The sequence below is a fragment of the Arthrobacter sp. CG_A4 genome (assembly GCF_035985125.1).
GTDB lineage: Bacteria > Actinomycetota > Actinomycetes > Actinomycetales > Micrococcaceae > Arthrobacter.
Genome location: NZ_JAXCID010000005.1, coordinates 50556 through 71127, shown reverse-complemented (window position 1 = coordinate 71127; position 20572 = coordinate 50556). Strand labels below are relative to the sequence as shown.

Below are 20572 nucleotides of genomic sequence, written 5' to 3'. Positions count from 1 at the left end.
GCGGCAGGTGCGGTGGCCTTTGTCCTGGTCGGCAAGGGTCCCCGGTCCGGAATCCGGCCTTGACCTCGGACTGGTGGCGGTCGCCGGTGAGGACTTCGGCGCCGGGCGCGGGCCCCGCTGTGGTAATTTGAGAGCGCAAACAATCCTTTTTTAATTCCGTCCCGTGAGGCGGGGAAAGGGGAGACGAGCGTTGACTTCTGTTCCAGAAGCACCGGTTCCGGCCAAGGTTGTACTCACCCGAGTAGTACTCAGCCAGGCGGATATCGACCGTGCACTCACTCGTATCGCCCACGAAATTCTCGAGTCCAACAAGGGCTCCCAGGACCTGGTCCTGCTGGGCATCCCGCGGCGGGGCTACCCGCTCGCCGTCAGGCTCGCCGCCAAGATTGCGGCCGCAGATCCCACCGTGGACCCGGCCGCTATTGTCGGCCAGCTCGATGTGACGATGTTCCGCGATGACCTTTCCCATCAGGCCATGCGCCCGCCGTATCCCACCCAGTTGCCGCGCACCGGCATCGACAACAAGGTGGTGGTGCTGATCGACGACGTCCTCTACTCCGGCAGGACCATCCGCGCCGCCCTCGACGCGATCATCGACCTCGGCCGGCCGCGCATCGTCCGCCTCGCCGTGCTGATCGACCGCGGCCATCGGGAACTGCCCATCCGTGCGGACCACGTCGGCAAGAACCTCCCCACCTCTTCGTCGGAGAAAGTCCGGGTCCGGCTCGAGGAAACCGACTCCGCCGACGGTGTGCCCGTCAACGAAGTGGTTATCGAGGCCACCGTATGAAGCACCTGCTCGCCACCGAAGACCTGAGCCTGTCCAACGCCATCCGGATCCTAGACACCGCCGAGGAAATGGCCGCCGTGGGGGAGCGCGAGGTCAAGAAACTCCCCACCCTCCGCGGCCGCACCGTGGTCAACCTGTTCTTCGAGGACTCAACCCGCACCCGGATCTCCTTCGAGGCCGCCGCCAAAAGGCTCTCCGCGGACGTCATCAATTTCGCCGCGAAGGGCTCCTCAGTCTCTAAGGGCGAATCCCTCAAGGACACGGCCCAGACGCTGGCAGCCATGGGGGCGGACGCCGTCGTCATCCGGCACTGGGCCTCCGGCGCCCCGCACCGGCTCGCCGCCACCGACTGGATCGACGCTGCCGTCATCAACGCCGGCGACGGCACGCACGAACACCCCACCCAGGCCCTTCTGGACGCGTTCACCATGCGCAGGCACTGGTCGAAGCTGGCCGGCACGCCGTCCTCCGGGGCGGACTTAAAGGGCATGCGCGTCGCGATGGCCGGGGACGTGCTGCATTCCCGGGTGGCCCGGTCCAACGTCTGGCTGCTGCGCACCCTGGGCGCCGAAGTCACCCTCGTGGCGCCGCCCACGCTGCTGCCCGTCGGCGTCGAAAAGTGGCCCTGCACCATCAGCTACGACCTCGACGAAACCCTCGCGGGGGGCGTTGACGCGATGATGATGCTCCGGGTGCAGGGGGAACGGATGAACGCGTCCTTCTTCCCCACCACGCGTGAATATTCACGCCGCTGGGGCTTCGACGACAACCGGCTCCGCACCCTCGACCGGCTTGGCCTGAAGGACACGATCATCATGCACCCGGGACCGATGAACCGGGGCCTGGAGATATCCTCCGCGGCCGCGGATTCGCCGCGCTCCACCGTGCTCGCCCAGGTCCGCAACGGCGTTTCCATCCGGATGGCCGTCCTGTACCTGCTGCTTTCCGGGGATACCCGCGGGCCGGCCGGGACCTCCAATGCTTCCCCCACCAACTCCGCCACCGTCACCAAGGAGAGCCACTGATGGCATCACAGCAACAGGACGCCGGCGCCGGCGCCTACCTGATCCGCGGCGCCGCCATCCTCGGCGGAGCCCCCGAAGACCTCCTGATCCGCGCGGGGATCATCGCCGGACGCGGACAGAACCTCAAAGCCGAGGGCGCCACCGTGATTGAGGCCGCAGGCCTCATTGCCCTGCCCGGCATGGTGGACATCCACACCCACCTGCGCGAACCCGGCCGCGAAGATGCCGAAACGGTCGAGACCGGCACCCGCGCCGCGGCCCTGGGCGGCTACACGGCCGTGCATGCGATGGCCAACAGCACCCCGGTGGCGGACACCGCCGGCGTCGTCGAACAGGTCCTGACCCTGGGCCGCGCCGCCGGCTGGGTGGACGTCCGCCCGGTTGGCGCGGTCACGGTGGGCCTCGCGGGGGAGCGGCTCGCGGAACTCGGCGCGATGGCCGATTCCCGCGCCCGGGTCCGGGTCTTTTCCGACGACGGCGTCTGCGTGCACGATCCCGTGCTCATGCGCCGCGCGCTCGAATACGTCAAGGCGTTCGACGGCGTGGTGGCCCAGCACGCGCAGGAACCCCGGCTCACGGCCGGTGCCCAGATGAACGAAGGCGTTGTCTCCGCCGTCCTTGGCCTCGCCGGCTGGCCCGCCGTCGCCGAGGAAAGCATCATCGCCCGCGACGTCCTGCTCGCCCAGCACGTCGGGTCCCGGCTACACGTCTGCCACGTCTCCACCGCAGGCTCGGTGGAAATCGTGCGCTGGGCCAAGTCCCGCGGCGTCAACGTCACGGCCGAGGTCACCCCGCACCATCTCTGGCTGACGGATGAACTGGCCCGCAGCTACGACCCCGTGTACAAGGTCAACCCGCCGTTGCGCACCGACGCGGACGTGCAGGCCCTGCGCGCCGCGCTGGCCGACGGCACCATCGACGTCGTCGGCACGGACCACGCCCCGCACCCGAGCGAACACAAGGAATGCGAGTGGGCGCAGGCCGCGATGGGCATGACCGGGCTGGAAACGGCGCTCTCCGTGGTGCAGCACACCATGATTGATTCCGGGCTGATGGGCTGGGCTGACTTCGCCCGCGTCACCTCCACCGCCCCGGCCGCCATCGGCCGGCTGGAAGATCAGGGCCGCCCGCTCGACGCCGGCGAACCCGCCAACGTCATACTGGTGGACCCGGCTGCGCGCTGGACCGTGGACCCTTCTAAGATGGCAACTATGGGCCGTAACTCTCCGTTTTCCGGCCGGGAACTGCCCGGCAAGGTGGTGGCAACGTTTTTCAAGGGCCACCCGACCGTCCTCGACGGCCGGCTCAACACCCCGTACCGGTATCCGGCCGATCTTCCCGACGCAGCACCGGCGGGCCGCAACTGATGGACAGGCTGCTCCCCGGGCTGTTGATGCTCTCGCTCGCCGTCATCGTCATTGCCCTGCTGGGCATCGGCTGGCGGAACCGCCTGCGCCGGCAGTCCGACGTCGGACCGCTGCCCGAGGTACCCGCCGGGCTCGGCGCCCCGCTGGCAGCCGCCGATGGCCAGTACGTCGCCTCCACCACCGCCGGCGACTGGCTGGACCGCATCGCCGTCCACAACTTAGGGCTCCGCACCAACGCCGAACTCAGCGTCCACCCCGAAGGTGTGCTCTTCGAGCGCTCCGGCGCGGGCCCGGTCTTCATCCCGGCCGCCCGGCTCACCGGCGTGCGCCAGGAAAGCGGTATGGCCGGCAAGTTCGTCGAAAGGAACGGACTGCTGGTGCTCAGCTGGATGCTCGGCACCCGCGAGCTGGACACCGGGTTCCGCACCCGGCACGCCGACGACAAGACAACCCTCCTCACCGCGCTGCAGGACTTGATCTCCGCAGCCCCTCAGGCCAACGCCGATAGTGGAAAGTAACGACGTGACGGACTCCAACGAAGTGACAGAAGTGACAGAAGTGACAAACACCGCAATGGCAGAATCCGCCGGGGCAGCAGCATCAACCCCCGCGGTCCTGGTCCTTGAGGACGGCCGGATCTTCCGCGGCACCAGCTACGGCGCCACCGGCACCGCCCTCGGCGAGGCGGTGTTCGCCACCGGCATGACCGGCTACCAGGAGACCATCACGGACCCCTCCTATGCCCGCCAGCTCGTGGTCCAGACGGCACCGCACATCGGCAACACCGGCGTGAACAAGGACGACGCCGAGTCCCGGCGGATCTGGGTGGCAGGCTACATCGTCCGTGACGCCGCCCGCCGCCCGTCCAACTGGCGCTCAGAACGCAGCCTGGATGATGAGCTCCTCGAGCAGGGCATCGTCGGCATCCAGGGCGTCGACACCCGAGCCATCACCCGCCACCTGCGTGAACACAAGACCATGCGCGCCGGGATCTTCTCCGGCGGCGCGGTCCGCGCCACGGACAAGGAACTCGTGGACACCGTCCTGGCCAGTGCGCCGATGGAAGGCGCCCGGCTTGCCGAGGAAGTCAGCGTGGACGCTGCGTACACGGTGGAGCCCAAAGACTTCGGCTGGGACGGCGAGCCGCGGTTCAGCATCACCGCTATTGACTTGGGGCTCAAGCGGATGACCCCCATCCGCTTCGCCGAACGCGGCGTCCGAGTGCACGTGCTGCCGGCCACCGCCACGATCGGGGACATCACCGCCCTCAGCCCGGACGGCGTCTTTATGTCCAACGGCCCCGGTGACCCCGCCACCGCCGACAACCAGGTCACGCTGCTCCGCTCGGTCCTCGAGCTGAAGATCCCGTACTTCGGCATCTGCTTTGGCAACCAGATCCTGGGACGGGCCCTGGGCTTCGGCACCTACAAGCTCCGCTACGGCCACCGCGGCATCAACCAGCCCGTCATGGACCGCCGCACCGGCAAGGTGGAAATCACCTCGCAGAACCACGGCTTCGCCGTCGATGCCCCGCTCGACGGCGCCACGCAGGCCCCCGAACAGCGCTTCGGCCGCGTCGAGGTCAGCCACGTGAGCCTCAACGACGACGTCGTCGAGGGCCTGTCCTGCCTCGACATCCCGGCCTTCTCGGTGCAGTACCACCCCGAGGCCGCCGCCGGCCCGCACGACGCCGCCTACCTCTTTGACCGCTTCATCGATCTGATGGCGGACACGAAGAGGGCTGGCTCCGGGGCCGCCACTGCAACCGCCACTGCGACCGACACTGGCACCGATTCCAAGACTGAGGACACGAAGTAATGCCCAAGAGAACTGACCTCAAAAGCGTCCTGGTCATCGGTTCCGGCCCGATCGTGATCGGCCAGGCGGCCGAATTCGACTACTCCGGCACCCAGGCACTGCGCGTCCTCAAGGAGGAAGGCCTGCGGGTCATCCTCGTCAACTCCAACCCGGCCACCATCATGACGGACCCCGAGTTCGCCGACGCCACCTACGTGGAGCCGATCACCCCCGAGGTGGTGGAGAAGATCATCGCCAAGGAACGGCCCGACGCGCTTCTGCCCACGCTGGGCGGCCAGACCGCACTCAACACCGCGATCGCCCTGGACAAAAACGGGGTGCTGGAAAAGTACAATGTGGAGCTTATCGGCGCCAACATCGCGGCGATCGAGCTCGGCGAGGACCGTGAAAAGTTCAAGGGCGTCGTCGCGCGCTGCGGCGCCGAATCGGCCCGCAGCCACATCATCCACAGCATTGACGACGCCCTGGCCGCGGCCGAGGACCTGGGCTACCCGATGGTGGTCCGGCCGTCCTTCACCATGGGCGGTCTCGGCTCCGGCCTGGCCTACGACGAAAACGACCTCCGCCGGATCGTCGGCCAAGGCCTGCAATACAGCCCCACGTCCGAAGTGCTGCTCGAAGAGAGCATCCTCGGCTGGAAGGAATACGAGCTCGAGATGATGCGCGACAAGAACGACAATGTCGTCGTCGTCTGCTCCATCGAAAACTTCGATCCCGTGGGCGTGCACACCGGCGACTCCATCACCGTCGCCCCGGCCCTGACCCTCACGGACCGCGAATACCAGCGCCTGCGCGACATTTCCATCGCCGTCATCCGCGAAGTCGGCGTCGACACCGGCGGCTGCAACATCCAATTCGCCGTCGAGCCCGACACCGGCCGCGTCGTCGTGATCGAGATGAACCCGCGCGTCTCCCGCTCCTCCGCCCTCGCCTCCAAGGCCACCGGCTTCGCGATCGCCAAGATCGCCACCAAGCTCTCCCTGGGCTACACCCTGGACGAGATCCCGAACGACATCACCCAGAAGACCCCGGCCTCGTTCGAGCCGACGCTGGACTACGTGGTGGTGAAGGTCCCGCGGTTCGCCTTCGAGAAATTCCCGGCGGCGGACCCCACCCTGACCACCACCATGAAGTCGGTGGGCGAGGCCATGGCGATGGGCCGCAACTTCACCGAGGCCCTGCAGAAGGCGCTGCGGTCCCTCGAGCAGAAGGGCTCCCAGCTGGACTTCAGCCACGTCCCGGAGTGGGAGGTCCCGGAGCTGATCGAGAAGTCAAAGCGGCCCACCACGGACCGCCTGCACCAGGTCCAGCGCGCCATGCTCGGCGGCGCCACGGTCGAACAGCTCTTCGAAGCCAGCAAGATCGACCCCTGGTACCTGGACCAGCTCCAGCTGCTGAACGAAATCTCCCGCGAAATCCGACAGGCCGCGGCCCTGACGCCGGAGATGCTCAAGCGTGCCAAGCGCCACGGCTTCTCCGACGAGCAGATCGGCGCCCTGACGCACAACTCAGAGGACGTCGTCCGCGGCGTCCGGCAGGCACTCGGCATCCGCCCGGTCTACAAGACCGTGGACACCTGCGCCGCCGAATTCGCCGCCTACACCCCGTACCACTACTCGTCCTACGACGAGGAGGACGAGGTGGCGCTGCACGCCAAACCGTCGATCATCATCCTCGGCTCCGGTCCCAACCGGATCGGCCAGGGCATCGAGTTCGACTACTCCTGCGTGCACGCCTCGATGGCGCTGCGCAAGGCCGGCTACGAGACCGTGATGGTCAACTGCAACCCGGAAACCGTCTCTACCGACTACGACGTCTCCACCCGGCTGTACTTCGAGCCGCTGACGCTCGAGGACGTCCTCGAGGTCATCGCGGCCGAGGAACGCACCGGCGGGGTGATGGGCGTCTTCGTCCAGCTCGGCGGCCAGACCCCACTCAAGCTCGCCCAGCAGCTCGCCGACGCCGGCGTGCCGATCCTCGGCACCTCCCCGGAAGCGATCGACCTTGCCGAGCACCGCGGCGCGTTCTCCCGGGTGCTCGATGCGGCCGGCCTCATCTCGCCGAAAAACGGCACCGCCGTGTCCTTCGAGGACGCCAAGAAGATTGCCGACGAAATCGGCTACCCCGTGCTGGTCCGCCCGTCCTACGTGCTCGGCGGCCGCGGCATGGAAATCGTCTACGACGAGCCGAACCTCTCCCGCTACATCGCCAACGCCACCGAGATCACCACCGAGCATCCGGTGCTGATTGACCGCTTCCTCGAGGACGCCGTCGAGATCGACGTCGACGCCCTCTACGACGGCACGGAAATGTACCTCGGCGGCATCATGGAGCACATCGAGGAGGCCGGCATCCACTCCGGCGACTCGGCCTGCGTGCTGCCGCCCATCACGCTCGGAAATAATGTGCTGGACCGGGTCCGGACCGCCACGTTGGCGATCGCCGAGGGCGTGGGTGTGCGCGGCCTGATCAACATCCAGTTCGCACTGGCCTCGGACGTGCTCTACGTGCTCGAAGCCAACCCGCGGGCCTCCCGCACCGTCCCGTTCGTCTCCAAGGCGACCGGCGTCCAGATGGCCAAGGCGGCGGCGCTGATCGGCACCGGCGTGACCATCAACCAACTCCGCACCGCTTACAAGATGCTGCCCGAAACCGGCGACGGCTCCACGCTGCCGCTGGACGCACCGGTCTCGGTTAAGGAGGCCGTGCTGCCGTTCAGCCGCTTCCGGACCCCGGAGGGCAAGGTGGTGGACTCGCTGCTCGGGCCGGAAATGCGCTCCACCGGCGAGGTCATGGGGATCGACAAGCACTTCGATACCGCCTTCGCCAAGAGCCAGGCCGCGGCCAACAACGCGCTGCCCACCGAAGGCAAAATCTTCGTCTCGGTGGCCAACCGGGACAAACGATCGGTCATCATGGGCGTCAAGCGGCTCTCCGACCTCGGCTTCGAGATTGTCTCCACCGGCGGGACCGCGGACGTGCTGCGCCGCAACGGCATCCAGGCCACCCCCGTCCGCAAGGTCGCCGAGGGTTCCAGCGCCGAAGGGGAAGGCACCATCGCCGACCTCATCATCGCCGGCGAGATCGACATGGTCTTCAACACCCCCTCCGGCGGCGAAGCCCGCAGCGACGGCTACGAACTGCGCGCCGCCGCGACGTCAATCGGGATCCCGTGCATCACGACGGTGGCCGAATTCAACGCCGCCGTCCAGGCGATCGAGGCGCTGCGCACCTACGAATGGACCGTCACGAGCCTGCAGGAGCACGCCGCCGCCCTGTTTGCCTCGCAGGAACGTGTTTCGCAGAACACAGCGCAGAACACAGCCGGCCAGCATGCCTGAGTCCGAGGCGTCGCGCACCCTGAGCCGGGAGTCATTCGGCTCCCGGCTCGGCCGGGCCATGGCGGACCGGGGTCCGCTGTGTGTGGGGATCGATCCGCACCCGGCGCTGTTGGCGGCCTGGGGGCTGAACGACGACGTCGAAGGGCTGGAGCGCTTTTCGCTCACCGTCCTGGAGGCCGTGGGTCCGCTTGCGGCCGCGGTGAAGCCGCAGGTGGCGCTGTACGAGCGGCACGGCTCCGCCGGGATTGCGGTGCTGGAACGCACCCTGGCCGCCGCCGCCGAGGCCTCGGTGCTGACCATCGCCGATGCCAAGCGCGGCGACATCGGATCCACCATGGCCGCCTACGCTGACGCCTGGCTCCGGGACGGCTCGGCCTTGGCCGCGGACTCGGTCACGCTGAGCCCGTACCTCGGTTTTGAGTCTCTCCGGCCCGCCCTGGACCTCGCGGCGCGGACCGGGCGCGGCGTGTTCGTGCTTGCCCTGACCTCCAACCCCGAGGGTGCCTCCGTGCAGCACGCCGGCGGCGCCGATTCCGTGGCCCGCCGCATCGTGCAGGCGGCCGCGGAGGAGAACCGCCGCTATGCAGTTGATCACGACGCCGGAGGGCTGGGGTCCGTCGGCCTCGTGATCGGCGCCACCGTCGGCTCCGCCCTGGCGGACCTCGGACTGGACCTCGCCGCGGTCCGCGGCCCGATCCTGGCTCCCGGGCTGGGCGCGCAGGGTGCCACGGCCGCGGACCTTCGCCGCACCTTCGGCAGCGCGTACGGCCAAGTGCTCGGCACCTCGAGCCGGGACATTCTCGGCGCAGGTCCGGGGATCCAAGCGCTGCGCGACGCGGCCCTGCGGACGCTCGAGGAACTGCGCGCGGCCTAGATGCCACGCACTGCATCCACTGGTTCCCCGGCCTCCGTCACGCAGCGTCGGGCGCACCGAGTTGACGCAAATGGCCGCTATGGGGGTCGTCTTACCGGCCATTTGTGGCGAACGGGCGCAGGAAGGCCGCCGTCACACCGCGTCGGGCGCACCGAGTTGACGGAAATGGCCCCTATGGGGGTTGTCTTACCGGCCATTCGGTCATTCCGGCCATTCGTGGCGTACGGGCGCAGGAAGGCCGCCACACCGCGTCGGGCGCACCGAGTTGACGCAAATGGCCGCTATGGGGATGGTCATTCCGGCCATTCGTGGCAAATGGGCGAGGCAGTGCCGCCGTGATCCGACGTCGGGAGTGCTGCGCCCGGCTTGACCTTCGAACATGCCGGGCCATGGCAATCATCCATTGATTTCTGCGGTAACAAGACGGTAGGTTCAGGACACGTCCGCGTACCGGTCCGGGCTTTGTTCGGCCCGTCCGGCCGGGCCGTTTCTGCGGTCCGGCTGACAATGCAGGGAGGACTTCAGTGAGCTTGCGACCCCTCACACCGCAGGAGCGTGCCGATGCCTTGGGCAAGGCCGCCGCCGCCAGAACCGTCAGGGCCACGGCCAAGGAGCGGCTGAAGTCGGGGGAGCTGACCATCGCGGAACTGCTTGGCTCCGGCGACTCCGATGACGCCATCGCCCGGATGCGGATCGTGGAGCTGCTGGAGGCGCTGCCCGGGATCGGGCGGGTGCGGGCTGCGGCCATCATGGAACAGCTCGGCATTGCGGCGTCGCGCCGGGTCCGCGGCCTGGGAATTCACCAGCGCCGGGCGCTGGTAGATTTTATAGACGACAAATAGCTCGGACCCCTGAGCTGATCCGAACACCGCCGAAGGAATATGTGAGCAACAAACCGGGATTGACAGTCCTCGCCGGCCCGACGGCTGTTGGCAAAGGCACCGTATCCACCTACATCCGGGACAACTATCCCGGCGTCTGGCTTTCGGTTTCGGCAACGACGCGTCCGCCGCGTCCGGGCGAGATTGACGGCGTTCACTACTTCTTCAAATCGGCCGAGGAATTCGGGTCCCTGGTGGACCACGGTGACCTCCTTGAGTGGGCCGTGGTCCACGGCCGCAACCGCTACGGCACGCTGCGCAGCACCGTGGACGCCGCGATCGCCGAGGGCCGGTCGGTGCTGCTGGAGATCGATCTGCAGGGCGCGCGGCAGGTCAAGCTGGCCGTCCCTGACGCCAAGTTCGTGTTCCTGGCCCCGCCCAGCTGGGACGAAATGGTGCGCCGCCTGGTGGGCCGCGGCACGGAAACACCCGAGGAACAGCAGCAACGGCTGGAAACCGCTAAACTAGAATTGGCCGCTGAGCCGGAGTTTGACCACACCGTCATCAATGATGACGTTCGACGTGCAGCGGACGAGCTTGTTTCACTCATGGGGCTGACCCCGAACCCACGCTAGGCGCCGGGACGTATCGGCCCGTTAGAATTTGGAGAATTCGTGTCCACGAACCTTGAAGGCATCATCAACCCGCCCATCGACGAGCTGCTGAAGGCTGCCGACTCGAAGTACGGACTGGTGATTTTCGGCGCCAAGCGCGCACGCCAGATCAACGCCTACTATGCGCAGCTGCACGAGGGCCTCTTCGAGTACGTTGGCCCGCTGGTCGACACCAAGCTGAACGAGAAGTCGCTCTCCATCGCCCTGCGCGAGATCAACGAAGGCAAGCTCGTTTCCACGCCGATCGAACCCGCAGAGTAATTACGCAGCCGTAGGCGGAGCTCACGTGCGCATAGTCCTCGGAGTCGGGGGAGGGATAGCCGCCTATAAGGTGGCGTCGCTCCTCCGGCTTTTTACTGAAGCCGGCCATGACGTCACCGTCATCCCCACGGAGGCCGCGACCCGCTTCGTCGGCGTCGCCACATGGGAAGCGCTGTCCGGGCACCCGGTCTGCAACAGCGTCTTCGACGAGGTGCACACCGTCAACCACGTCCGCCTCGGCCACGAGGCCGAGCTGATCGTGGTGGCCCCCGCCACCGCCGACCTGCTGGCACGCGCGGCCGCGGGCCAGGCCAACGACCTCCTCACCAACACGCTGCTGATGGCCGGCGGCTGCCCGGTGCTGATGGCCCCGGCCATGCACACCGAGATGTGGCAGCACCCGGCGACCCGGGCCAACGTCGAGACCCTGCGCAGCCGTGGGATCACCGTGCTCGAACCCGCTTCCGGACGCCTGACCGGCGCGGACTCCGGGCCCGGCCGGCTGCCCGAACCCGAGGCAATCTTCAAGGCGGCCATGGCTCTCGCTGGCACCGCACCCGGCACCGCACCCAGCACCGCACCGCCGCCGTCGGACCCGGCTGCAGACCCGCCGTCGTACCCGGCTGCAGACGCGGCGGCAGTCTCGGCACCGTCTTCCCCGCTCTCCGCCGGACCGTCTGCCACGCAGACGCAGACGCCGACGGCGGCGCGGCCGCTGGCCGGACTCACCGTCACCATCAGCGCCGGCGGCACCCGCGAACCGCTGGACCCGGTGCGTTTCCTCGGCAACAGGTCCTCCGGTAAACAGGGGGTGGCGCTGGCCGCCGCGGCCCGCGATGCCGGTGCCAGGGTCCGGCTGCTGGCGGCGCACATGGAAGTACCGGCACCCGACGGCGTCGAAGTGGTCAAGGTCGGAACGGCACTGGAGCTGCGAAAGGCCGCCCTGCACGCCGCCGCAGACTCCGACGTCGTGATCATGGCTGCTGCTGTCGCAGACTTCCGCCCGGCAAACGTCTCCGGCACCAAGATTAAGAAGCGCGACGACGTCGCGGACCCAGTGATCTCGCTGGTCCGCAACCCCGACATCCTGCGGGAACTCGTGGAGGTCCGCGACGCGGCCTCCCGCCGTCAGCTGATCGTCGGCTTCGCGGCCGAGACCGGGGACACCGACGGCGACGTCCTGGAGTATGCCCAGGCCAAGCTGGGCCGCAAGGCCTGCGACCTGCTCGTGGTCAACCACGTCGGGGACGGCAAGGTCTTCGGCGAGGACACCAACTCCGTAGTCATCCTTTCCCGCTCCGGCTCCGAAGCCCAAGAGGCGTCGGGATCCAAATCCGACGTTGCGGCTGCCGTGATTGACCGCGTCAGCGCCGAGCTGAGCCGGGTTGTTCCGCCGGCCTGAGCCTGGCGTAGTCAATGTCTCCTTCGCACGGGGACACACGCCGCCGGACGTCCGTTTTCCAACCAGTAAGGTAGTTGAGTGACTTTACCGCTGCATATCCCTGACTTTCACGGGGCCACGCCCGCCTCGCTCCGGCTGTTCACCTCCGAGTCGGTGACCGAAGGACACCCCGACAAGATCTGTGACCAGATCAGCGACGCGATCCTCGATGCCCTGCTGGCCAAGGACCCCGAGTCCCGGGTTGCTGTGGAGACGCTGGCCACCACCGGGCTGGTCCACGTGGCCGGGGAGGTCACCACTGACGCCTACGTCGAAATCCCGCAGATCGTCCGCGAGACCATCCTCGGCATCGGCTACGACTCCTCGGCCAACGGCTTCGACGGCGCCCGGTGCGGTGTGTCCGTCTCCATCGGCCAGCAGTCCAACGACATCGCCGGGGGCGTGTTCAATTCGCTCGAGGCACGCGAAGGGCGCCAGGAGGACGACTACGACCTCCAGGGCGCCGGCGACCAGGGCCTCATGTTCGGCTACGCCAGCGACGAGACCCCCTCCTACATGCCGGTCCCGATCTGGCTTGCGCACCGCCTCTCCGAGCGCCTCACCGAGGTCCGCAAAAGCGGCGAACTGTCCTATCTGCGCCCCGACGGCAAGACCCAGGTGACCGTGGGTTACGACGGCGACCGCCCGGTCTCGGTGGAGACGGTGGTCATCTCGAGCCAGCACGCCGAAGGCGCCAGCCTTGAGACGCTCCGCGCAGACCTCGCCGCCTACGTGGTCGATCCGGTCCTGGCACTGTCCAACCTGGATATCTCTCGGACCCACAACATCTTGAACCCCGCCGGCGCGTTCGTCATCGGCGGTCCGGTGGGCGACGCCGGCCTCACCGGACGCAAGATCATTGTGGACACCTACGGCGGCATGGCCCGCCACGGCGGCGGCGCTTTCTCCGGCAAGGACCCGTCCAAGGTGGACCGCTCAGCGGCCTACGCGATGCGCTGGGTTGCCAAGAACGTGGTGGCTGCGGGGCTCGCGAAGCGCGCCGAAATCCAGATCGCCTACGCGATCGGCCAGGCGCGCCCGATCGGCACCTATGTGGAGACCTTCGGCACCGAGACTGTCGACCCGGCAAGGATCAGCGCCGCGATCGCCGAGATCTTCGATCTGCGCCCGCGCGCAATCATCGACGCACTGGACCTCAAACGCCCGATCTACACCAAGACCGCGGCCCACGGCCACTTTGGCCGCGAGGACCCGGACTTCACCTGGGAGCGGCTGGACCGGGTGGATGAGCTGAAGGCGTTCTTCAACGCCTAGGACGCTATGGATGCCTGGGACGGGAACGTCGCCAGGGCCGATGTCATTTTCCTGAAGTCACCGGCGTAAATGTCACTGCTGTGTGATGTGCTGTAGCCAGGCCGCCGATCCGGAGGCCTGGCTACTCTTTCTGGGGCTGCCGTTGACCTGTTGTACCGCTGCGGGAAGGAGGAGGGTGCCATGACGCCGACGCCTGGCGGCGCCACAAGGCCGGATGAGCCGCTCCAGCTGTCCCTGCTGCAGGGATTCCCAACGAAAGCCGCGGTTGCCGGCCCTGTCCTCGCGGCGGAGCTGCCCGTGGCCCGCGTCCGGCTCGAATCGTCCCTCCCGCACCTGGACCGGGCGTTCGACTACAGCGTCCCCGCGAGCCTCGATGCCGCGGCGCAGCCGGGCGTCCGCGTAAAGGTGAAGTTCAACGGCCAGGAGCTGGCCGGCTACCTTATGGAGCGGGTGGCCGGATCCGACGCCGGCCATGACCTCTTGCCGCTGCACAAGCTCGTCTCGCCTGTTCCCGTGCTGACGCCCGCCGTCGCCGAACTGGCGGGCCGCGTCGCCGCCCGGTACGCCGGAACGCTCAGCGACGTCCTGCGTGTCGCGGTGCCGCCCCGGATGGCCAGGCTTGAAAAGGAATTTGCCCCGGACGGCCGGCCGGACCCGGCCCTGTTTGCCGGCGCCGCCGCGGCCGGTGCCGCCGCGGCCGACGCCGCCGCGGCCGACGCCGCCGCCGCGGCCGGCGGGGCGGGAGCGGCCATTCCGCCGGCCCGCCTGGCGGCCTCGAGTTGGGCTTCCTACCGCAACGGCCCGGCCTTCCTCCAGCATCTGAGTGCGGGGGAATCGCCGCGGGCGGTGCTGGGCGCGCTCCAGGGCTACGGCGCCGCCGGCTGGCCCCGGATGATCGCCGAGGCGGTGGCCGCCGTCCGCCTGTCCGGCCGGGGCGCCGTCGTTGTGGTGCCCGACTACCGGGACCTGGACCGGGTGGAGTCCGCCCTGCTCGAAGTCCTTCCTGCCGGGGACGTCGCCCGGCTCGCTGCGGACGACGGCCAGACGCCGCGCTACCGGAGCTTCCTGCGGATCCTCAGCGGCGCAGCCGGGGTCGCCGTCGGCACCCGCTCCGCCGCCTATGCGCCCGTCCGCGACCTGGGCCTCGTGGTCTGCTGGGACAACGGCGACGATCTGCACATCGAGCAGCGCTCCCCGTACGCCCACTCCCGTGAGGTCCTGCTGCTCCGCGCCGGCCAGTCGGGTGCCGCCTGCCTGCTCGCCGGACACTCACGCAGCACCGAGACCCAGCGGCTGGTCGAATCGGGCTGGGCCTGGCCCGTGGAGGCGGACCGCACGGAGGTGCGCCGGACCGTCCCGCGCGTGCTCAACACGGCCGACAGCTTCGAACTGGAGCATGATCCGCTGGCCCGGATCGCGCGGCTTCCCGGCGCCGCCTGGCGCGCCGCCAAGGAAGGCCTGGAGCGCGGTCCCGTGCTGGTCCAGGTGGCCAGGGCCGGGTACGCTCCGTCGCTCGCCTGCGAGAACTGCCGCGAACCGGCCCGCTGTACGGCCTGCGGCGGCCCGCTGGCCATTGCCGGGTCCACTGGCAGCTCCGCCGTCCCGCAGTGCCGGTGGTGCTCGACGCCGGCCCCCGCCTGGCGCTGCGGCACGTGCAACGCTGTGCGGCTGCGGCGCGGCGCCACCGGGGCGCTCCGCACTGCCGAAGAGCTTGGCCGGGCCTTTCCCGGCAAGCCGGTCATCACCTCCTCCGGTGACCGGGTGTTGGCCACCGTTGGGGACACAAAGGCACTCGTGGTGGCGACGGTGGGTGCCGAACCCGTCGCATCCGGCGGCTATGCCGCGGCCCTTTTGCTCGACGGCGACTCGCTGCTGCGCCGGGAAAACCTGCGGGCAGGGGAGGACGCCGTCCGGCGCTGGTTCAACGCCGCGGCCCTGGTCCGGCCCGCACTGGATGGCGGCCTCGTGGTCATCACCGCGGACGACGCCGCCGGAGTCGGGGCCTTGCTGCGCTGGGATCCCGCCGGCTACGCCCGGCGCGAGCTGGCCCTCCGGCAAGAACTGCATCTTCCGCCGGCCGTGCGGGTCGCCTCCGTCACCGGCGGACGCACCGCCGTCGGGCACTTCACCCAGGCAATCGCACGGCAGTTGGCCGCGGACGGAATTGTGCTGCGTGAAGCTGGCCCGGCCCCGCTGGTGATGGCCGGTTCCGGCGCCGGCAGCCAGGGGCGGGACGCCGGCGAGGACGTCCGCACCCTGCTTTTCATCCCGTACGGCCAGGCGGCAGCGGCCACGAAGGCGATGCGGGCGGTGAAGGCCGCCGCTGCCGCCAAACGCAGCGACGACCCCGTGCAGTTGCGCCTCGACGGCGTCGACGTGCTCTAGTACTGGCTCCAGCGGGCATTGTCGTTAGGTCGTCGGGGGTTGGGCTGAGCCTGGTCCTTTTCGCGCCGGGGCGAGGAAGGCAACGGGGTCATGCTCATTCTTCGCACCCGGGACTGGGCATAATGGCACTCTGTCCATCCGCTGGCCCCGGCGCGGGGCATGTCCCTTTGGGCCGGTGTCCAGTCAACGGGGGGGGACATGCTCATTCTTCGCACCCGGGACTGGGCATAGTGACACTCTGTCCATCCGCTGACCCCAGCGCGGGGCATGTCCCTTTGGGCCGGTGTCCTGGCCAGCGGGACATGCTCATTCTTCGCACCCGGGGACCGGGCATAATGACACTATGTCCACCCGCTGGCCCCGGCGCGGGGCATGTCCCTCTGGGCCGGTGTCCTTTCCGGACCCCCGACGAGCTAACGACAATGCCCACTGGCTCCAGTACCAGGGCTTTCGCGGCCAGGATAGTACCGGCGGGTGCGGCGCGGACGGGGGTCCGCGCGCCGGCTACTTCCGGCCGGCTCCTCTCGGGGTGCCGGGGCGGCGCGCGCGCAGTGCCACGGCCTCTTTGGCGAGCCGCAGCAGGTTGCGGGCGGACTCGTCCCAGCTGAAGTCGGCGGCGCGTTCCACGGAGCGGAGCGAGTGGGCCTTCCACAGCTCCGGCTCCTCGAGCTGGCGCACGGCCTCGGCGAATTCGGCCGGTGAGTCCGGCCGGACGTAGCTGACGGCATCGCCGCCCACCTCCCGGAAAATCGGGATGTCGCTGGCGATCACCGGAGTGCCGTGGGACATCGCCTCCACGAGCGGAAGGCCGTACCCTTCCGCCCGGGAGAGGCTGACCAGGGCCGTGCTGCGGGCCAGCAGGGCCTCATATTCGGCGTCGGTCACACCGTTGTGGAACACGATGCCCGCGCCGGCCGGGGCCAGGGCTTCCAGTTCCGCCCTGCGCACCGGAGAGATCCGGCTGAGCAGGTGCAGGGTCATGCCCGGCAGCCCGGCCATGCCCCGGATAATGGTTTCCACGTTCTTGTAGGGCATAAACGAGCCCATATAGAGCAGCGTCTTGTCCGCCCCGGCGCCGGGATCCCGGGGCGTGAGGCCCGGCTGCGGGGCGTTCCCGACGATCCGGACCGGCCGCTTGGTGAGCCGGTACTTTGAGATCAGGGCCGCCGTGGTGGCACTGATGGTCGCGACAATATCCGCCCGGTTCAGCAGCACACGCTGGGGCCAGAACGCCTTGTGGTAGAGCCGCCAGAGGACCCGGACCGGGGCCGGGAGGAAGCCGGGCGGGGCCGGGTGCTCGTAGTAGATCAGGTCGTGCAGGGTCAGCACCAGGGGATACTTACGGCCCCAGCTGCCCATCGTCTGCATGGGGCACACAACAACGTCGGCTCCGAGCCTGTTGACCTTGGCGGCCACGAACAACTCGGCCGCTGAGAGGGGGCTGTTGACCAGCGTGTACGGCACGTCCGGCAGCAGGGCCAGCTGCCGCACGTCGCTGATCAGCATGGAGACGTCCGCGATCCTGGCCGTGGCCGCGATCAGGCTGGCGCCGTAGCGGCTGATCCCGTCGTGGTGGTCGAGCCGGGTGAAGCGGGCATCAATAAGGATTTTCACGCGGTGTGGTCCTTCAGGAAGCGGAGGATGAAGCCCGCGGCGGCTTCCGGGGTTTCATAGTGGATGAGGTGCCCGACGCCGGGAATGACGTCCAGGCGTCCGTCCGGCAGCAGGGCCAGGAGTTTGTGCTGGTCCGGGAGGCTGGCGATCTCGTCTTTTTCGCCGGCAATCAGCAGTACCGGCAGGGTAAGCCGGCGGGCGACGCCGGAGACAGTGCCGCCGACCGAGGCCTTGAACGCCTCAAGCAGGCTGTCCCGGTCCGCGAAGGCGGAGAAATACGAGCTGTGCTGGGCATGGATGAAGCGCCGGAGGCCTTTGTCCCGGGTCTTGGCCATGGTTTCGCTCATAAGCCGGACAATCAGCTGGCTGCGCAGCAGGGCCTGGCCCGGACGGCGGGGGAGGCGGGCGGCGGCCTCGTAATACAGCACCGCGAGCTTGGTCATAACCCCCTTGGGTCCAGCGAGGGCCGGGGACGCGATCGGGTTGATCAGGATCAGCTCCGCGACAGCGCCGGGGTGGTCGGCGACGAAGTGGCTCGCGACAATCGAGCCGAAGGAGTGGCCCAGCAGAACCGTGTCCGGCCCCAGGTCCAGGGCGGCCAGGAAGTCGCGGACAAAGCGGACGTAGCCCTCGACGCTGTGTTCGGTGCCCGCAAACGCTGCGGAACTGCCGAAGCCGGGGAGATCCGGCATGATGAGCCGCATCCCGGGAAGCTGGTCCGCCACCCGCAGGAGTCCGTGGTGATCGCCGCGGAAGCCATGGATCACCAGGATGGTGCGGGTCGCCGGCGACACCTTGACAGGCTCGAAGCTCCAGTAGGCGACCCTGGTGCCGCCGAGGTCCACAAGGGAGGAGCGGGTGCGGGTTTCCAGCCCGGCGCTGAAGAGAGGCGTGAAGGAGGACTCGGTGGCCACGTGTTCCATTTCCTGGGATCCTAGTTGACGTTGTCCGGGTGGGAGCCGGTCCGGAGACCGCACTCCAGGGCGGCGATATCGGCCAGGTCCGTTGCGGAGAGCTCGAAGTCAAAGATGCCCCGGTTTTCCCGGAGCCGCCCGGAGGAACTGGCTTTGGGGATGGCGAGGTTGCCGAGCTGGAGGTGCCAGCGCAGGACGATCTGTGCCGGCGTGCGTTCGTGTTCGGCCCCGAGGGCCAGAATCACCGGGTCCGTGAGGGCCCGCCCGCGTCCCAAGGGGCTCCACGCCTCCGTCAGGATGTCCAGGGCCGCGTGCATTTCCCGCAGTTCCGCCTGCTGCAGCCAGGGGTGAAGCTCGATCTGGTTGACGGCCGGCACCACCTCGGCCGTTTCCAGCAACCGGTCCAGGTGGCGGGGCTGGAAGTTGGCGACCCCGATGGCGCGGACCCTGCCCTCCCGGTAGAGCGTCTCCATGGCCCGGTATGTCTGCGTGAACAGCCCGCGCTTCTCGCACGGCCAGTGAATCAGGTAGAGGTCGAGGTACTCCAGCCCGAGGTTTGACATCGAGGCATCGAAGGCCCGCAGTGTGGCGTCGTAGCCATGGTCGTCATTCCAGACTTTGGTGGTGACGAACACGTCCTGGCGAGTCAGTGAGCCTGCCGGCTCGCCGGATCCGCCGGCGAAGGCCGATAGGGCGCCGACGCCTTTGCCCACTCCGGTTTCGTTCCCGTACATGGCCGCCGTGTCGACATGGCGGTAGCCGGTCTCCAGTGCCATGGTTACCAGACCGGCGGCGTCGGCCGGCGGCACTTTGTACAGCCCGAAGCCCAGGCGGTCCATCATCACACCATTGTTCAGGGCCAGCCGGGGGGAGAGTCTCATAGCACTGACTCTACCGACTTCGCCGGCCCCATCCCCCCGGGCCGGGGTATTGGGACGGACCATCAGGTCAGCCCGTCCAGGCTGACCAGGCGCCGGGCGCTGGCCTCGTCGAGGATCAGGTCGGTGGCCAGGCCTGCGGCGAGGGCGCCCCGCAGCCCGTTGATTTTGGAGGCGCCGGACACCACGCAGATCCTTCGCCGGACCTGGCGGAGCCGGGCCAGGTCCGGACCGGTGGAGCGTTCATTCAGGGTGATGCCGTCCGAGGAGCCGTCGGCCCGGAAGAAAACGGTGGCGACATCACCGGCGACCCCGGAGTCGGCCAGCACGTCCAGGTCTTCTTCATCGAGGTAGCCGCCGGCGTAGACGTGGCTGGGGTAGTCGGCGTCGACCGATCCGACGCCGAATATGGCAATGCTCATGCTGGCCTGCAGTTCGAGGACGCGTTGCACACTTCGCTCATTCCACATGGCGGTCTTGGTCGCGGCGTGGTCAAAGAACGCCGGTACCGGGAACTGTTCCACCCGGGCACCGTAGGCGCTTCCGAAGCGCCGCATGATGTCAGAGGCATAGGTGATGCCCGTGGTCTGCATGTTGCCGGCGCCGTTAAGCTGGACGATCACGCTGTCATGGGTGATCTTCCGGGTCAGGTGCCGGCTGACGGCGCTGAGCGTGGAGCCCCAGGCCACCCCAATGATGGCGTTCGAGTCCACCAGCGGGCCGATGGTGCGGGCAGCCTGCATTGCCACGCGGTCCAGTGTTTCCGCCTCATTCAGGGTGTCAAGCACCGGAACGACGTGGACATCCACCTTGTACTGGAGCCGGATCATGCTTTCCAGTTCGGGGCCGGTGTCCAGCGGGTTGCGGATCTGGATCTGCACCAGGCCGGATTCCCGGGCCGAGGACAGCAGCCGCGAGACCGTCGATCGGGAGGTCCGGAGTTCGCGGGCAATCGCGTCCATGGTCAGGTCCTGCAGGTAATACATCTGGGCCGCCCTGAGGGCGTCAGAGTGGCGTGAAAGTGTCATCCCGATTCCGTTCTGCACGTTTGTGCATAGTGCTTGACTCCATTTTCCAATACTCCAAAGAATAGT

The 20572-nt window shown here is 68.3% G+C and carries 17 protein-coding genes; 13 read left to right on the top strand and 4 right to left on the bottom strand.

The annotated features are described in order from the left end of the window. The first annotated feature begins 190 nt into the window (after positions 1-190). From pyrR to RCH07_RS03560, 13 genes are all read left to right on the top strand, one after another. The gene (gene pyrR, locus RCH07_RS03620; protein WP_326966108.1) at positions 191-790 is read left to right on the top strand and encodes a bifunctional pyr operon transcriptional regulator/uracil phosphoribosyltransferase PyrR; all 600 of its coding nucleotides are present in this window, start codon (positions 191-193) and stop codon (positions 788-790) included. After that, positions 787-1815, top strand: a complete 1029-nt coding sequence (locus RCH07_RS03615) for an aspartate carbamoyltransferase catalytic subunit (RefSeq protein WP_326966107.1) — start codon at positions 787-789, stop codon at positions 1813-1815. Before pyrR ends, RCH07_RS03615 begins: the two co-directional genes overlap by 4 nt. Then, positions 1815-3182 carry a dihydroorotase gene (locus tag RCH07_RS03610; RefSeq protein WP_326966106.1) on the top strand — a complete coding sequence of 456 codons (1368 nt, stop codon included), beginning with the start codon at positions 1815-1817 and terminating at the stop codon, positions 3180-3182. The genes RCH07_RS03615 and RCH07_RS03610 overlap by 1 nt, the downstream gene beginning before the upstream one ends. Beyond that, positions 3182-3700, top strand: a complete 519-nt coding sequence (locus RCH07_RS03605) for a PH-like domain-containing protein (RefSeq protein ID WP_326966105.1) — start codon at positions 3182-3184, stop codon at positions 3698-3700. The genes RCH07_RS03610 and RCH07_RS03605 overlap by 1 nt, the downstream gene beginning before the upstream one ends. Positions 3701-3755: 55 nt before the next feature. Next, the gene (gene carA / locus RCH07_RS03600; protein ID WP_326966163.1) at positions 3756-5000 is read left to right on the top strand and encodes a glutamine-hydrolyzing carbamoyl-phosphate synthase small subunit; all 1245 of its coding nucleotides are present in this window, start codon (positions 3756-3758) and stop codon (positions 4998-5000) included. After that, positions 5000-8341, top strand: coding sequence for a carbamoyl-phosphate synthase large subunit (gene carB / locus RCH07_RS03595; protein ID WP_326966104.1), 3342 nt, complete (start codon positions 5000-5002; stop codon positions 8339-8341). The genes carA and carB overlap by 1 nt, the downstream gene beginning before the upstream one ends. Further along, the gene (pyrF, locus tag RCH07_RS03590) at positions 8334-9215 is read left to right on the top strand and encodes an orotidine-5'-phosphate decarboxylase (RefSeq protein WP_326966103.1); all 882 of its coding nucleotides are present in this window, start codon (positions 8334-8336) and stop codon (positions 9213-9215) included. Before carB ends, pyrF begins: the two co-directional genes overlap by 8 nt. 524 nt (positions 9216-9739) lie before the next feature. Next, positions 9740-10057, top strand: a complete 318-nt coding sequence (mihF, locus tag RCH07_RS03585) for an integration host factor, actinobacterial type (RefSeq protein ID WP_326966102.1) — start codon at positions 9740-9742, stop codon at positions 10055-10057. A gap of 41 nt (positions 10058-10098) precedes the next feature. Beyond that, a complete protein-coding gene (gene gmk / locus RCH07_RS03580) occupies positions 10099-10671 on the top strand; it encodes a guanylate kinase (RefSeq protein ID WP_326966101.1) in 573 nt (190 codons plus the stop codon). A 39-nt stretch (positions 10672-10710) separates the two neighbouring features. Further along, a complete protein-coding gene (gene rpoZ, locus RCH07_RS03575) occupies positions 10711-10971 on the top strand; it encodes a DNA-directed RNA polymerase subunit omega (protein ID WP_011692102.1) in 261 nt (86 codons plus the stop codon). A 25-nt stretch (positions 10972-10996) separates the two neighbouring features. Further along, a complete protein-coding gene (locus RCH07_RS03570) occupies positions 10997-12373 on the top strand; it encodes a bifunctional phosphopantothenoylcysteine decarboxylase/phosphopantothenate synthase (RefSeq protein WP_326966100.1) in 1377 nt (458 codons plus the stop codon). Positions 12374-12451: 78 nt separating this feature from the next. After that, positions 12452-13687, top strand: coding sequence for a methionine adenosyltransferase (metK, locus tag RCH07_RS03565; RefSeq protein WP_326966099.1), 1236 nt, complete (start codon positions 12452-12454; stop codon positions 13685-13687). A gap of 180 nt (positions 13688-13867) precedes the next feature. Further along, positions 13868-16072 carry a primosomal protein N' gene (locus RCH07_RS03560; RefSeq protein ID WP_326966098.1) on the top strand — a complete coding sequence of 735 codons (2205 nt, stop codon included), beginning with the start codon at positions 13868-13870 and terminating at the stop codon, positions 16070-16072. A gap of 504 nt (positions 16073-16576) precedes the next feature. Here RCH07_RS03560 and RCH07_RS03555 read toward each other — a convergent pair. The 4 genes from RCH07_RS03555 to RCH07_RS03540 form a co-directional block, all read right to left on the bottom strand. Continuing rightward, entirely contained in the window at positions 16577-17686 is a 1110-nt protein-coding gene (locus RCH07_RS03555; RefSeq protein ID WP_326966097.1) for a glycosyltransferase family 4 protein, read from the bottom strand. Then, the gene (locus RCH07_RS03550) at positions 17683-18609 is read right to left on the bottom strand and encodes an alpha/beta fold hydrolase (protein WP_326966096.1); all 927 of its coding nucleotides are present in this window, start codon (positions 18607-18609) and stop codon (positions 17683-17685) included. Before RCH07_RS03550 ends, RCH07_RS03555 begins: the two co-directional genes overlap by 4 nt. Positions 18610-18620: 11 nt before the next feature. Further along, positions 18621-19481 (bottom strand): aldo/keto reductase, encoded by an 861-nt coding sequence (locus tag RCH07_RS03545; RefSeq protein WP_326966095.1) that lies wholly within the window; start codon positions 19479-19481, stop codon positions 18621-18623. A 62-nt stretch (positions 19482-19543) separates the two neighbouring features. After that, the gene (locus tag RCH07_RS03540; protein ID WP_326966094.1) at positions 19544-20506 is read right to left on the bottom strand and encodes a sugar-binding transcriptional regulator; all 963 of its coding nucleotides are present in this window, start codon (positions 20504-20506) and stop codon (positions 19544-19546) included. Positions 20507-20572 lie beyond the last annotated feature (66 nt).